The following is a 14,091-nucleotide window of genomic DNA, read 5'->3' as shown; positions in this document are numbered from 1 at the left end:
AAATGAAAAAATATAATATCAATCTCAGGACTACACCTATAATTGAATTAAATGTAAATGATAGAAATATGCTCCCAATGGCTTTTGTAGCAGTAAAAATACCTTTCTTTTTTATTTTCCTTTTGCTCATCACAATTTCGTGCGACAAGCTGGTGGAAGTCGATGACCCGGATAACCAGATCGGGACCCATCAGGTATTTGAAGACCTGCAAAGTGCCAATGCCGCCCTGTCAGGTTTATATTCAGGACTTTTGAATTCATCTGTTATTTCAGGTGGAAGCGATGGCATGGGGGCTGTGCTGGGAACCTATACGGATGATCTGGACTGCTATTATGTTAATAACAATAGCGGAGCACTGGAACTCTACCAGAACCAACAGATTCCTACCAACCCGATGATTGAAAAAACATGGAATACAGCGTATCAGCAAATTTACGCTGCCAATTCCATTATCGTGGGTGTAAATGGCTCTGTATCTCTGGGGACGGAAGATAAAAACAGGATTAAAGGGGAAGCGCTTTTAGTGAGAAGCCTTATCTACTTTTATTTACAGCAGGTTTATCAGGAGATTCCATATACGGAAACAACAGACTATCAAATCAACAGCCATTTATCAAAGCTGACTAAGGAAGCCTTATTGCAGAAATTAGAGGCTGATCTGAGTCTTGCCGTCAGCTTACTTTCGGATACCTACCGCAATACCGAGCGGATTTATCCCAATAAAAAGGTGGCGGAGCTGTTACTGGCTAAAGTATATATTCTTCAGCAGAAATGGCCCCAGGCAGAACAATTAACAGGAAATATCATTCAAAGTTCCCTTTACCAGCTGGAACAGGATATTACCAAGGTCTTCAAAAAGGGAGGTAAACATATTCTCTGGCAGCTAAAACCGTTGAATTCCGGTGATTCTACCAAAGAGGCTTCCCTGTATTACTTTTCAGGGGCCGCCCCCAATGCCTATGCCCTTAGTACAAACCTGATTAATATTTTTGCCCCTGCTGATCTGAGAAGACAGGCATGGATGACTTCTGTTACCGTTTCACAGAACACCTGGTACCGTGCGGCAAAGTATAAAAACCTTTCAGGAAACACCGATGAGTATTCCATTATTTTCAGGATAGAGGAAGCATACCTAATTATTGCAGAAGCTTTAGCCCGGCAAAACAAGGTAACGGAAGCACTGCCTTATCTCAATGCCATCAGGCAAAGAGCCGGCAGTCCACCGCTAACGGGAAGCTGGACAAAAGATGCTTTTCTTCAGGAACTGCTGCTGGAGATCAGAAGAGAGTTTTTTGCAGAAATGGGACAAAGGTTCATGACCTTAAAACGGTTTGACCGCCTTGGGGATTTGGTTACTATAAAGCCTAACTGGAAAAGCTATCATACGGCATGGCCACTGCCTCAAAAAGAGCTGCTGCTGAATGCTAACCTTAATCCGCAAAACCCGGGATACTAATGAAAACAGTCTGTCGCTTGCTCATGATTCTTATGACGCTGCTTTTACTTTATGTGCTGAAGTGGCTGCCTGTACCGTTGCCTCTATTCTCAGCACAGGACCTCAAAGTAAAAGATATCAATCTTCTCCAAAAGCTGACCTCAGAATCCCATGAAATCCAGCTGCTCAAAATGTCAGCGGACGGAAAATGGGTGGCAGTAAAAAAAGTGATGGACAGCGGGGAAGACACGCTCATAATCTTAAGAACAGATGTCCCCGAATCCATTGCCCTTAAAAGAACCCATATTTCTGATTTACAGTTTCTCGTCAATAACAGAATATTGCTGTTGGATAAAGATGGAAATGCGGAATACCTGAGCTTAAGAGAACAAAAGAAAGGAAAAGTGCATGAGAAAGATAGCGAAAGTAATATTTTTGTCAATGGTACAGTTTTTACTCAAATAAAAAAAATAGAATCTCTTAAAAACGGAAGAGAATTTTTGTTATGGTCTGATACCTCACAAAAGAATTCCCTGTCATGGTTTTCAGCGGAAGGAAACCTTTTACGGGTCTTGGAAGATGTTACAGCTTATGTAATGGAAGATAATTCCGATCTCTATACAGTACAGGAAAAAGCAAGTGAGAATAAAAAAGATAAATGGTATAGTGTTTTCAGATTATCCGGTTTTGTGAAACAGTTGCTGTATCAAACTAACAGGCCCATTGAAGGTTTGCATGTTGTTTCAGATACAAAAAGTCTGATCAGCTTCGAAAAAGACCCCACCGGGTACATGAAAATAGTCTGCACAGATCTGAATGATTTTAAGAGTTATCCATTGGACGAAAGCCTGTTGTTTCATCACGCTACGGTAAAAAGCATTGGGCAGGGAAAACAATTTTTCATAAGCACCATCAACAATAAGACTGAAACGAAGAACCCTTCACCCGAGGTCTGGTACGGTGATGATACAAATCTTGAAGAGAAATTTTTACCGCAATTCCAGGAAAAGCAGTATTTCTGGGAACCTGAAAGCAGAAAGCTTGAAAATCTGAATGATAGCAATGGATCTCAAAAAATCATTCCCTTATATAACCAGCGGTATTTCCTGGCTTTTAACCCCGGTGAGCTTAAAGATTATACCGAAAAAACACCTTCTTTGCTGATTTCTGTATATGACAGAATCAGTAGTACGTCCGCAAAAATAGATACTGTAGGGACTGAATTATACACCTCGGCAAAAGGAGAGTATCTTCTCTACCCCGGAAATAAATGCTGGAAATTGTACCAGATTTCTGATGGGAAAATAACCCTTATCTCAAAAAATGGAGTAGGGCAACCTTACTTTACCCGGGATGGTAAAGGAATTGTTTTTGGTGGGAATGATGCTCTCTGGTATTATGATATCCGGAAAGGAAGCTTTAAACCATTAACCAGAATGACTAAAGGATTCCAATACCGTTTCATAGATGGAGAAAGGGAGTCACTCTTAGCCAATTACGGCTTTTACCGCTCGGTGATCGATGATAAGAGTCCACTGATCGTAGAATATCGGAATGAAATAAATAATCGGTTTGGATATGAGAGATTGCATGGGAATAAAAGATATATCGTTCCACCTAGCGATGGCAGAATAAGTTCCCTGCTGTACAATCCTTATTTCAGCACCTTTGCATATATACAGGAAAACTACAATATGCCGCCTCGGGTCGTAATCACAAAGGATAATAAAAGTAAAGTGATCTATCAAAGCAATCCACAGGATACTAAAATCTCAAAGGTAAGAATGGATGTCATCAAATATATTGGGGCTGAGAATACTCCATTAAAGGGGCTGCTTTACTATCCAAGAGATTACCGTCCTTCGCTGATCTATTCGATGGTGGTACATATTTATGAGAGTCAGCACCACCTAAGCTCACAATACTGGCGGCCAACTTATAAAAACAGCCTGGGCTTTAATGTGAGGCTATTACAGGAAAAGGGATATTTTGTCTTTTTACCGGATATTGCTTACGGCAAGGAGGGCCCGGGAATTTCTGCGCTGCAATCCGTTGAAGCATCTATGAAAGCGGTACTAAAGAATAAAGCTATTGATTCTTCAAACGTAGGGCTTATAGGACAGTCATTTGGAGGATACCAGACTAATTTTATTGCTACCCATTCAAATTTGTTCAAAGCCTATGTTTCCGGAGCAGCTAATGCCGACATCGTGCATGTCTATCATACTTTTAATGAAAGTTACCATATGCCGGAATTCTGGAGGTATGAATCCGGGCAGTACAGAATGGGAAAATCCTTTTCACAGGATAAGGAACTTTATTTTAGGAATAATCCGCTGTATGGTGCCAATCGGGTGACTTCGCCCATGCTTTTATGGTGCGGCATGCAGGATAAAAATGTAAACTGGGAAGAAACCAGGACATTTTACAATGCGTTAAAAAGGAATAAAAAGCAGGTTGTGGCATTGTTTTATCCCGATGATGGGCATGGTATGTGGCAAGAGACTTCTAAGATTGACCTAACCTACAAGATAATGGATTGGTTTGATTTTTACCTGAAGGATAGTAAAATTGGAACCTGGATCAGCAATAAGTAAAAGAAGGGTGCTTTTGACACCCTTCAGATTTTTAGTTAACTCGGTACAATGGTACTCCGCACGCAGTGTCATTGATTTTTTCTCTCAGTACTTCGGAGTTCCAGGTACATTCTGCACCTTCGATGGTGCTGCACTGGGCAACTTCGATACATTTCACTTCTGATGCAGATGGGTCAAACCTGTGGCCAGGTACCATTGTTGAATCTGCGGTTTTAGATACGGTGGATGCAAATGCACCTCCTGCGCCTGTTAAGAAAACTACGACAGGCAAAATAAACTTTTTCATATAAAAAGATTTTGATGTTATGCCTACTCTTTTACAGGTTTTCGGCTTTCCCTGTGCTGAAATGCCGGGTAAGGGACGGATATAACCGATACCTGACCATTTCATTTCCGATAAGGATATAGAAATACCTATCGGTAACCAGCATATGGGACATCTTATCCTTCCCGCGGTTGAAGACATAAAAACTTCCCACATATTCCTGCCGGTCGGTACGGTACACATCTACAATGGCTGCTTGTTTCCAGGCTTTTCGGGATTCATGTTTTCCCATTAGATTAGATTCATTAAACAAGAGCTTGCGATATGCAACCATATTTTTATTCACTGTTAAGGGCGGTGCGCTCATTTTGTGCTGTCCGTCTTTCAGTTGCGTTACTTGTATTTGTGCCCTGGTAACGGTATCAATCGTATGAAGCTTTCTTTCTATATTGAGTTCGCTGTCCATTTCTATGAACTGGTTGCGATAGAAATAGGTATACAAGATTTTACCAGTTACAGGGTCCCGAACCATCTTACCATCTGAGTCGAAGACCCCGTCCTTTTGCTTTTCCAATAAACGGGGATACAGCTTCACTTTTGGGTCTTTCTGAAGATCCAGAATGCCCAGTACACGGTTTTGTGTTTCGCTACTTTGTGTCCTGATGGCGAAGCGTGCAGAATCCAAAGGAATGATCTGGTTGAAGTACGCATCCTTATAGCTGATCGTTTTAGCATTTTGTTTTCCAAGCTCACCTCTGTAAATAACAGGGACATTGCCATCGTATATATAATAGTAAGGCTTCTGCACCTGTATCTGTATTGACCGAAACGGGTGGTTTTTGTGGTCTATAACCAATGTTGATGATGCCTTAGAGGTTAGGGCTGTATCAATCACAGTTAAGATAAGAGGGGTTGTATAGTTACCCAAATATATATTATTATCAGCAGTTCCGGCAAAATAGTAAGAATTCGCTCCCAAGTCCATTTTTTTATCCTCTTCCATTGGATGCTGAAGAAAACGCCGGGTAAAATTATTCTCTGTCTTCATGATATGTTCCGAACTGATGAACAAAAAGATCACCAATCCGCAGCTAATAACTCCAATGGTTCCGGAGAAAATAAGATAACGCTGCCAATTTGTAGCTCTTTGCCTTTCCAAAATGATAATGGCTCCCAATGCAAGAGCAATACATGCTACATTAAAGATCAGGTGTTCCGTCCATCCCAGCTTTTCCAGGATTCCCCCGCATGAACAGGGCACAAAATCACTGAAATTTAAAATCAGATAAATGTATATGGTAAAGCTCACCATTAGCCCGAATGATGCGTAGAGCCCTACTAAACGCATACTGTTAATGCATAATAATGCTGCTATGATGAGCTCAACAATAATAACAGCATAAGAGATGAATCCGGCATATGCACTTAATAGTGGTGACTGCGCTAACTGTACCTGAAAAGCCTCAAAATCTAATAGCTTACTTAACGCAGCATATACGAAAAGCAATACAAAAAAATAGGCTACAATACCAGGAAAATGATAAGAGAACTTTTTCTTCATATTAATTTTATGGTGATTAGTTAGTGGTGTAAAGTTCTGATAATTATATAATTATACTATTATATAATTTGTCCAAAACATAGTAAAAAATGACAAAAACATAGTAAAAAATGACACTTTGTCGAAAAATTGTCAGTTCGATCCAATTAATATTCTTGGAATTATGTATAATGGGAAATTGTATTTTCTTTTAAATAGCTGGTGCATTGCAATGTAGCTAGAAAAATTATTTTTATGGGCTATTTCCTTTAGTGATAGATTGGTCAGCATAATGTCATCGAGTACATTAAGCATTTTCATTTTAATAAAAAAATTGTAGAAGGTGGTTCCCAGGCAGATTTTGCAATCCTTCCTAAACTGCCGGTAGCTTATATTATACCAGGGATATAAGGTATGAATGCTTTGTTTTTCATTATACTGCTCTGCATAAAATATATTCAAAAGGTAATTGCACTTTGCATGGGAAGTATAACTTATATGGTTCACAGGCATTGACATTTCATGTAATAAGCTGTATACTATTGATTCATCCTGCTTATATAGGCTAATTCCCGAAAATAAATAGACTTCTGTATTTGTTGTGAAATGAATATGGATTGGAAATATTTGCTTTTTATCAGAGGAATCGCCAACCAAATGCGGCAAAACAAGATTTTGGATCGCTGTAAGGTAATCCGGATCAATAGTCCCATCAGCTTCAGCTCCGTTGACAGTATGCTTTATTAGAGAATGTACTTTATAGTAGTGATTTTCTTTAGTTAAAATTTGTAATGATTTCAGTAACGAAATATATGTTTTTATTAGAACCCTACTATCATCCAAAAGCTGTTCAAAAAGAGCTGCATCAAAAATAGAAGTATGAACCGGAAGCAATGAAAATTTAACCATTGCTTCTTTTAGTTTTTGATCAATGATAGCAAGCTGATAGATGTGCATTTTATTAGGTATACATAAATATTTAGGTTAAAAGAACTGAATTCAAAATGTAACAATGCGAGCTGTTGCGCTTATATTCTGTAATTCGTTTACGTCAAGGAAAAAAATAAAAGTAACCCGAATATCATTTTTCAGGTTACTTCATGTTGGCTAAAATGATTGATTAGAGTGTATAAGTTCCATTTTGAAAAATTAATTTCTTATCGTTATATTATTGTTTAACTTTCCACCTTATACCGTCTTTAGGTGGTGGTTCAGTTTCCCCATCAGCAGGTGATGTTTCTTGTTTCGAATCATTTAGAATAATTATGACACTGTCCATTTTCTTATCGCGTAAAGCATTTCCTGTCTTTTTTTTTGTTTCCAAGTAAAATGGCTCCTCTGTGATATCTTCTCCTCTACATGATTGAGCGGATATAATCAACAGAATAATCGTTAAAATTGAGATTAACTCTTTCATTAATTTTGCTATTTAAAAGTTATCTCCGGCCGGATTGAAATATTTATTAGAATTCTGTTTTCGAAATTATAAGGTCTTGTTCGATAGAAAAAGAATTTATGGGCACCTTTCGGGAAACGCGACGTGCTAATTCGGGAAAAATAACATCAATAAACAAATATATATTATTAAAATACAGTTAATTAAGGTTAAATCATTTCAAATCAATTTCCATAAAAAAGAAATGATATATTTTATGTAATTTTGATAGCCTTTCACCCACCTCACATCAACGTTAATGGACAAAAAAGTTTACTTTGTTATCTTATTTTTGTGTTTTGCAGTTGTTTTTTCTCAAAAAAGTGACTTCAATGAATATGTGCAACTTCGTAAGAAGTATGAAAACTATCTGGATAGTGACATAAGAGCACTGCCTCATATTAATTTATATATAGCAAAAGCTAAACAGGAAAAGAATTATCAGAGGCTATTCCAGGGTTATAAAGATGCGGTAATGTATTCCGTTACAAAAGAACAGAAACTGATGTATGCGGACAGTACTATTTTTGCTGCTAAATCTTCAGGGAATAATGATCTGATAAGTGTTGCCCATCTAGGTAAAGGTGTTGTTTATTACTATAATTATAAGAAGTTTAAAAAGGCATTGGATGAATATATGGTGGCTTTTGAATATTCTAAGCACTCTAAAGATGAATATTTTAAACATAAAATATTGTACCATATAGGTGTTGTGAAAAGCTATTTAGGTTATTATGAGAATGCTTTAGCTCTATTTGAAAAATGCCGTATTTTTTTTAAATCTAAACTCGTGGCAGAATTGCACCCCAATGAAATATATAATATTACCAAAGGCTATTATAATACTCTTCATCAAATGGCTGTTTGCCACAGGAATTTAAAAAATTATAAAATATCAGATTCTTTGACCGAAATGGGATTGAGGCATACTTCTATTGATAATGATTTATTACTGGAACACAGTTATTTCTTGAAGTGTAAAGGGATTGCAAGTTATCGAAAGAAAGATTATACACAGGCTCTAAAAGAACTTAGTCTATCACTTCCTGAAATCAGAAAAAATTCAGATATTAGCTGGGAGCCCATCATTTATTTTTATATGGGAAAATCCTTTTTAGCCCAGGGTAAGACCAAGGAAGCAATAGATAATTTTCATAAAGTAGATTCAATTTTCCAAAATTACCATTTTATTTTACCTGAGCTCCGGGAAAATTATGAATTATTAATTAAACATTATCAACAACAAAATAAAGAAAAGCAACAGCTCTATTACATGAGCCGGTTATTAAAAATAGATGAAATCCTTGGTGAAGATTATGTTTATCTCATAGATAAAATTCATAAAGAATTTGATACCCGTACTTTACAGGAGGCAAAAATGAAACTTGAAAAAGCAAATTCCAAAGGAACCCTTATCAATAGTGGGCTAATGGTCCTCGCTTCCAGCCTTGTTATTGCCTTAAGTATTCGTTATAAGCGAGAAAAGAAAATCCGTCGGCAGTACCTGGCATTGGAAAATAAACTCATGACAATAAAAAAAGAGACTTCAAAACCAGTTATTAATGTAAGGATCGAAGATGGTAAAAAATACGAGATCGCTAAAGATAAAATAGAAGAACTTTTACACAAGCTTCAAGTATTTGAAGATAAAAAGAGATTCATTCAAAAAGGGCTTACTATTTACAAATTAGCTCAGCAGTTTAATACCAATGATAAATATCTTTCTTATGTTATTAACGAATACAAAGGAAAGAACTTCACCAAATATTTGAGCGAACTGAGGATTGAATATATAACGCAGCTTCTTTTTGATGAAAAAAAATATCTCGATTACAAAATAGAAAGCCTTTCTGAGGAATGTGGAATTGCTTCGAGGCAAAATTTTTCAAGCCTTTTTTATGAAATTAATGGAATACGCCCTACCGATTTTATAAGAAAGAGAAAAGCAGAATTACAGGCTAATCAAAAATCTCAGGCTACAATAAAATCTGCCTGAAAATATTTTGTAGTCAATATATAGTCAATTCCAAAGAATGCTTCTAAATCTTGGTTGGCTAAATCATGAGTTCCGAGTGATTTAAATCCTTTTGTAAAAAGGCAGGATACTCTTTTGATGGGTGTTTTTCATAAAAATGGACGTCCAAAAGGACATCTTGCACCTCCAAAAAAACACGAATAATGGTAAACAAATCTGAATTAATTGTACAATTATATAAGTACAGTTTGATTTACTTTGAAGTTATACATTTATATAATAGTTCAATAGTGTAACTATATAAATGTGTAATTATTGAATTACATCAGTATATATTCCATTAATACTATAATCATATATTCACAGGTTTATATTATTTATTGCAAATACTATTACTTAACCCGTTGTGCATTTTGAAGTAAAATCTCTTTTTTAAGACATTTTTAGTGAAAATAATATCGAAAAGATAAGTTAAAATAGATTTCTTAAATCAAATTATTAATCATTAATAGTTAATTGTAATCAAGATTAACTCTAAACGATGATTATTGACCTAAAATTATCAAAATGCACAACGGGTATATATCAATAAAATCTTTTAGTCTGTCTCCACTTTGTGCAATAACAAGTAGCTTCATCGCGCCAACATCTTCATTGGAAATGAACCTTATATTTTCCTGTATCTCTAATCAATAGTTTTTTTATATGTTAGTAAAAGCATTCTTTAGATATCAATCAATCCTATGATAGACGAACATGCACAACACGATCAGGAAGCTAAACAGATTATCCTTGAAAATATTGGAAAATATGGCTGTCATTTAGCTTTAATTGAGGCGGATAAATTTGTATATACAATAGGATTGTATGAAAAATTTAGGTATCCTGAACTTATTTGCTTTGGTTTAAAAACGGATGTAATGGCTTCTATTCTTAATTATGCCTGTTTGTAGAGCTACGGTTTCAGCCTCCGAAAAATCACTATCTACCATAACACTGAAGGTAAATTATATAAGACCAATGATCTTTTTGAAGAGATAATATAAAAAAGCATCTTTTTGACAGGTGCTCAATGATACAAATTAAATTAAACAAAATCAGCAACTGGTTTGATAAAGAGACATGAGCAGTGAGTAATTGCATTTATCAAAGGAGTTGAACCATTTTGAACGCAAAAAGACTTTCCCTTCCGATGGTCAGGAAAGTCTTTTTGCGTTCCCACTCTAAGGTCGGGCAGTTTGTTATTTTTTAAGTTTAATTCTGATGGACACTTTTTATATCTCTGATTTCTTTGGTTTATGCATATTACTTTTTTATAGGCTCTAAAATTTTCTCGTGGTATTTATTTTATTTGTGGATTTGTTTAAATTTATCCATGTAAAAAGATAAGTCAATAGAAAAAGGAATAGCTCTATATGAACTTAGTAGGCTTATACAATTTTCCTTTAAAATTTTATTGATGATATTATGCAAAACCAAAACAACTTATGAAAATTAATTTCCAGCTTTCCAAACTTACGCTGCTTTTTATACTGTTACTTTGGGTGAATAAAATTTCTGCTCAGGATAAAGAACTTCATATTGACAAAATGGAACAAATGCGAAAGCGGGCGGAAATTTTGATTTATGAAAAACCAGATCAGGCATTGCAATTGGCAGATAAAGTATATCACTCCACAGAAGAAGACAAAAACCTGACATTTGCTCATACTGCTGCTTTACTTGCAGAAATATACTCCATGAAAGGAGACCAGAAAAAATCCATTCAATATGCTGAAACTGCGAAGAGAACATATGAAAATCTGGACAAGATCAATTATTCCGTAGATATGTCGAACATTATTTCACGGGAATATTCGGTGTTGGGATTATTCAATCAGGCAATTCAAACAAACGATGCGGCTGTTTCGCTCATGAAATCTCGGGTAGAAAAGGAAAGTAATAATGATAATATCAGAATCTTAGCTCTTACTTATGATACAAGATCTTATATATATGATCAAAAAATGGAAGTCAGTGATTCCCTTATAAAATATAATGAACTTGCCTATCATTATGCAATGCGTTTGAAACAAACACCAGATAATGTACTTTATCAGCAGATGTCGGCCAACAATATTGTTAATACTTATTTGAAAAAGAAAAACAGGTCTGAAAAAGAAATGAAAAGAGCTTTTGAAATACTCACAAAAGCCAGAGAAGACGAAAAGAAATTTCCCAATAAGAAAAGTGAAGCTTATCTGGCTTTTAATTTTGGTAATTTCTATTTCACAAAAGAAAATGATGAATTGGCTTTAAAAGAATACCTGAATGTACTTTCATTATCAGAAAAAGTGAAAGACATTTATCTTCAAAGAGACGTTCATGAAATGCTTGCTCTTACCTATTCATCTACAAAAAATGCTGAAAAAGAATTATATCATCAAAAGAAATATAATGAATTAAGCAAAAAAATAGGTCTTAGCGAAAAGCAAAATATCAATACAGAAACGACTAAAATCCAGGAAGCCAAAGAAGAATCTTTCTTTAAGACCAAAAGAAATCTTATCATTACTGCACTCATCATCGGAATATTACTATTGATTTCTATTTTCTTGGGAATCAGGAATCATAGAAAATCGAAGAAAGAATATGCCAATTATAAAAAAATTATTGAAAAGCTTCAAAAGAAAGAACCTATTGTACCTCCGGTGGCACATGGAGTCATTGAAAAGAACACATTCTCCGTTCCACAGGATAAAGAAGAAGAAATCCTCCAAAAATTATATGCGTTTGAAATTTCAGAAGGTTTTAAAAACAAGAATATTTCACTATCGTCTCTCGCAGAATCTTTCAATACCAATACAGCCTATCTTTCCACAACGATCAATGCAAATAAAAACAAAAATTTCAATTCATATATTAATGAACTGAGAGTAAATTATATTGTCAATAAACTGAAAAACGATCCTCAGTATCTCAAATATAAGATTAGCCATCTTGCGGAAGAATCCGGCTTCTCATCACATAATACTTTTACGACGTCTTTCTCAAATTACATAGGAGTTTCCCCTTCCAATTTTATTAAATTCCTTTCCAAAGAGTCAGAAGTGTTTGCAGATAAATAAAATTTGATTTATTTTAAGTTTCTGATTTTCATCTATTTACAAATTCTATTATCCCTGAATTATTAATTCAGGGAGTGTTTTGCATGTAATCAGAGTCAGTACGTTAATAGATTTGCGTCATAATTTTAATCAAAAAAATAAGCAAAATGATGAAAATGAATTTAGTGTTGATATCTCTGTTTACAGGTAATGTTCTGTTCGCTCAGGTTGGAATAAATACTTCCACTCCCAGTGCATCATTAGATATTGTATCCAAAGGAGATACCGGAAGCACCAAAGCACTCGAAATTAATAATTCGGCTGCGACAGAAATGATGACAATTTTGGATAACGGAAATGTGGGGGTAGGAATTCAAAATCCCTCTGCGAAACTACACATTAATGCCCCTTCTACGGGCACGGGATTCCGTTTACAGGATGGATCGCAGGGCGATTTGAAAGTCTTAATGTCGGATGCCAATGGAAATGCGAGATGGGACAACCCCAACTCTCAATATTTAGAACAAACAGCTGTACATAATACACAGGATTATCAGATTGCGAAGTCAGCACCTCTTACCCAAATCCCTGGATTAACAGGATTTACAGCTACTTCTACAGGGAAATATTTAATCCAGTTTCATTGTTTTTTGCAGGCAGATGCTGCTCCCGGAAATAAAGCATTTTATTTTATTGTTAAAAAAAACGGGACACAAATAAAAGGAATTGAGACCTATCTGTATCTTGGAGGGGGAACGGATGCTTATCTCGCTCAGCATATTCCTGTAATAATAGATATTTCAGTAGGAGATGTTATAACGTATGAATTTGCTGATGGGACTCCTACTCCTACAAGTCTTACTTTTAAAGCAACAACAGGCAGATTTGCCAATAGAAATATTATTGAAGTAATTTTTTTAGGAAAGTAAGCTTTTCCGGAGACACTATTTCAGAAACTGTGTGATAAGAATCGCGGTTTACTATTCTGATTTTTTCTTTATGTATATACCTTTAACCCTATCATTACATTGGTATATTGATTTGGACTTCTTAAGCTACTAAATCCAAAGCTCCAACCTATTTTTTCATCGAATCGAATATAAGTTAGCTTTTCTTTATATGCTGGTAATCTAAGCGATGGGCCAACATTCCTATCTTTAGTATCAGAAGTCCTAATGGTAATTGCAGCAACAAATAGATCCTCGGATGAAAGCCATTGCTACGATCAGTATGTATGATATGGGAGCAGTTACCAGAAATGGATATGGCAAATCACGTTCAATTGAGAAACGTAAAGAACTTATTGTAAAAGCAGCAGAGCAACGTTATCAAGAGTTTATAACAGGAAAACAGATAATGCAAAACTATATGCCAATGGAGCTCCTCGAAGATGCTGACCCTGTTACAGTCATGTATTGGGGTTTTTATAGAACAAAACGTGGTATCCATATCCCGAAAGATAGAACTCTGGAATTAACGCAGAACCGTACTCTTGTTGGCGAAATGAAATTTAACAATTTCTATTCTTTCAACGATATAGAAACCATTTCACCACGTCCAATACTATTCATTACCGGCGACAAAGCACACTCCAAAGAGTTCAGTGAGGATGCCTATCGACGTGCAGGACAACCGAAAGAATTGTATTATGTAAAAGATGCTAATCACGTAGATTTGTACGATAATGTTACAGGAAAAGCACCTTTCTGCAAATTGGAAACATTCTTCAAAGAACATTTGAAATAAAAAGGGGAAGA

11 protein-coding genes are annotated in these 14,091 nt (G+C 35.6%); 7 read left to right on the top strand and 4 right to left on the bottom strand.

Features of this window, described 5'->3' with window-relative positions:
• The first annotated feature begins 2 nt into the window (after window positions 1-2).
• Window positions 3-1,457, top strand: coding sequence for a RagB/SusD family nutrient uptake outer membrane protein (locus tag HNP38_RS12355; RefSeq protein ID WP_228461056.1), 1,455 nt, complete (start codon window positions 3-5; stop codon window positions 1,455-1,457).
• Window positions 1,457-4,033: an alpha/beta hydrolase family protein gene (locus tag HNP38_RS12350; RefSeq protein WP_184189943.1), complete on the top strand. Its 2,577-nt coding sequence runs from the start codon at window positions 1,457-1,459 to the stop codon at window positions 4,031-4,033. Before HNP38_RS12355 ends, HNP38_RS12350 begins: the two co-directional genes overlap by 1 nt.
• 31 nt (window positions 4,034-4,064) lie before the next feature.
• Here the strand turns inward: HNP38_RS12350 and HNP38_RS12345 are convergent, their stop codons facing one another.
• The 4 genes from HNP38_RS12345 to HNP38_RS12330 all read right to left on the bottom strand — a co-directional run bounded on the left by HNP38_RS12345 (window position 4,065) and on the right by HNP38_RS12330 (window position 7,255).
• Window positions 4,065-4,319, bottom strand: a complete 255-nt coding sequence (locus HNP38_RS12345) for a DUF6520 family protein (protein ID WP_228461067.1) — start codon at window positions 4,317-4,319, stop codon at window positions 4,065-4,067.
• Between the two features lie 31 nt (window positions 4,320-4,350).
• A complete protein-coding gene (locus HNP38_RS12340; protein WP_184189938.1) occupies window positions 4,351-5,859 on the bottom strand; it encodes a DoxX family protein in 1,509 nt (502 codons plus the stop codon).
• Between the two features lie 132 nt (window positions 5,860-5,991).
• Window positions 5,992-6,747, bottom strand: a complete 756-nt coding sequence (locus HNP38_RS12335) for a hypothetical protein (protein WP_184189936.1) — start codon at window positions 6,745-6,747, stop codon at window positions 5,992-5,994.
• Window positions 6,748-7,006: 259 nt separating this feature from the next.
• Window positions 7,007-7,255 (bottom strand): hypothetical protein, encoded by a 249-nt coding sequence (locus tag HNP38_RS12330; RefSeq protein WP_184189934.1) that lies wholly within the window; start codon window positions 7,253-7,255, stop codon window positions 7,007-7,009.
• Window positions 7,256-7,532: 277 nt separating this feature from the next.
• Here HNP38_RS12330 and HNP38_RS12325 point away from each other — a divergent pair, with 277 nt between their 5' ends.
• From HNP38_RS12325 to HNP38_RS12305, 5 genes are all read left to right on the top strand, one after another.
• Complete coding sequence (locus HNP38_RS12325; RefSeq protein ID WP_184189932.1) at window positions 7,533-9,269, top strand: helix-turn-helix domain-containing protein; 1,737 nt, start codon at window positions 7,533-7,535, stop codon at window positions 9,267-9,269.
• 722 nt (window positions 9,270-9,991) lie between these two features.
• Complete coding sequence (locus HNP38_RS12320; RefSeq protein ID WP_184189930.1) at window positions 9,992-10,201, top strand: DUF4262 domain-containing protein; 210 nt, start codon at window positions 9,992-9,994, stop codon at window positions 10,199-10,201.
• Between the two features lie 534 nt (window positions 10,202-10,735).
• On the top strand, window positions 10,736-12,355 hold the full coding sequence (locus HNP38_RS12315; protein ID WP_184189928.1) for a helix-turn-helix domain-containing protein: 1,620 nt from the start codon (window positions 10,736-10,738) through the stop codon (window positions 12,353-12,355).
• Between the two features lie 155 nt (window positions 12,356-12,510).
• On the top strand, window positions 12,511-13,263 hold the full coding sequence (locus HNP38_RS12310) for a hypothetical protein (protein WP_228461055.1): 753 nt from the start codon (window positions 12,511-12,513) through the stop codon (window positions 13,261-13,263).
• A gap of 277 nt (window positions 13,264-13,540) precedes the next feature.
• On the top strand, window positions 13,541-14,080 hold the full coding sequence (locus HNP38_RS12305) for an alpha/beta hydrolase (RefSeq protein ID WP_184189922.1): 540 nt from the start codon (window positions 13,541-13,543) through the stop codon (window positions 14,078-14,080).
• Window positions 14,081-14,091 lie beyond the last annotated feature (11 nt).

The organism is Chryseobacterium defluvii (assembly GCF_014204415.1).
In the GTDB taxonomy this organism is placed as follows: Bacteria; Bacteroidota; Bacteroidia; order Flavobacteriales; family Weeksellaceae; genus Chryseobacterium; species Chryseobacterium defluvii_A.
This window is presented reverse-complemented; position numbering and strand designations above follow the sequence as displayed.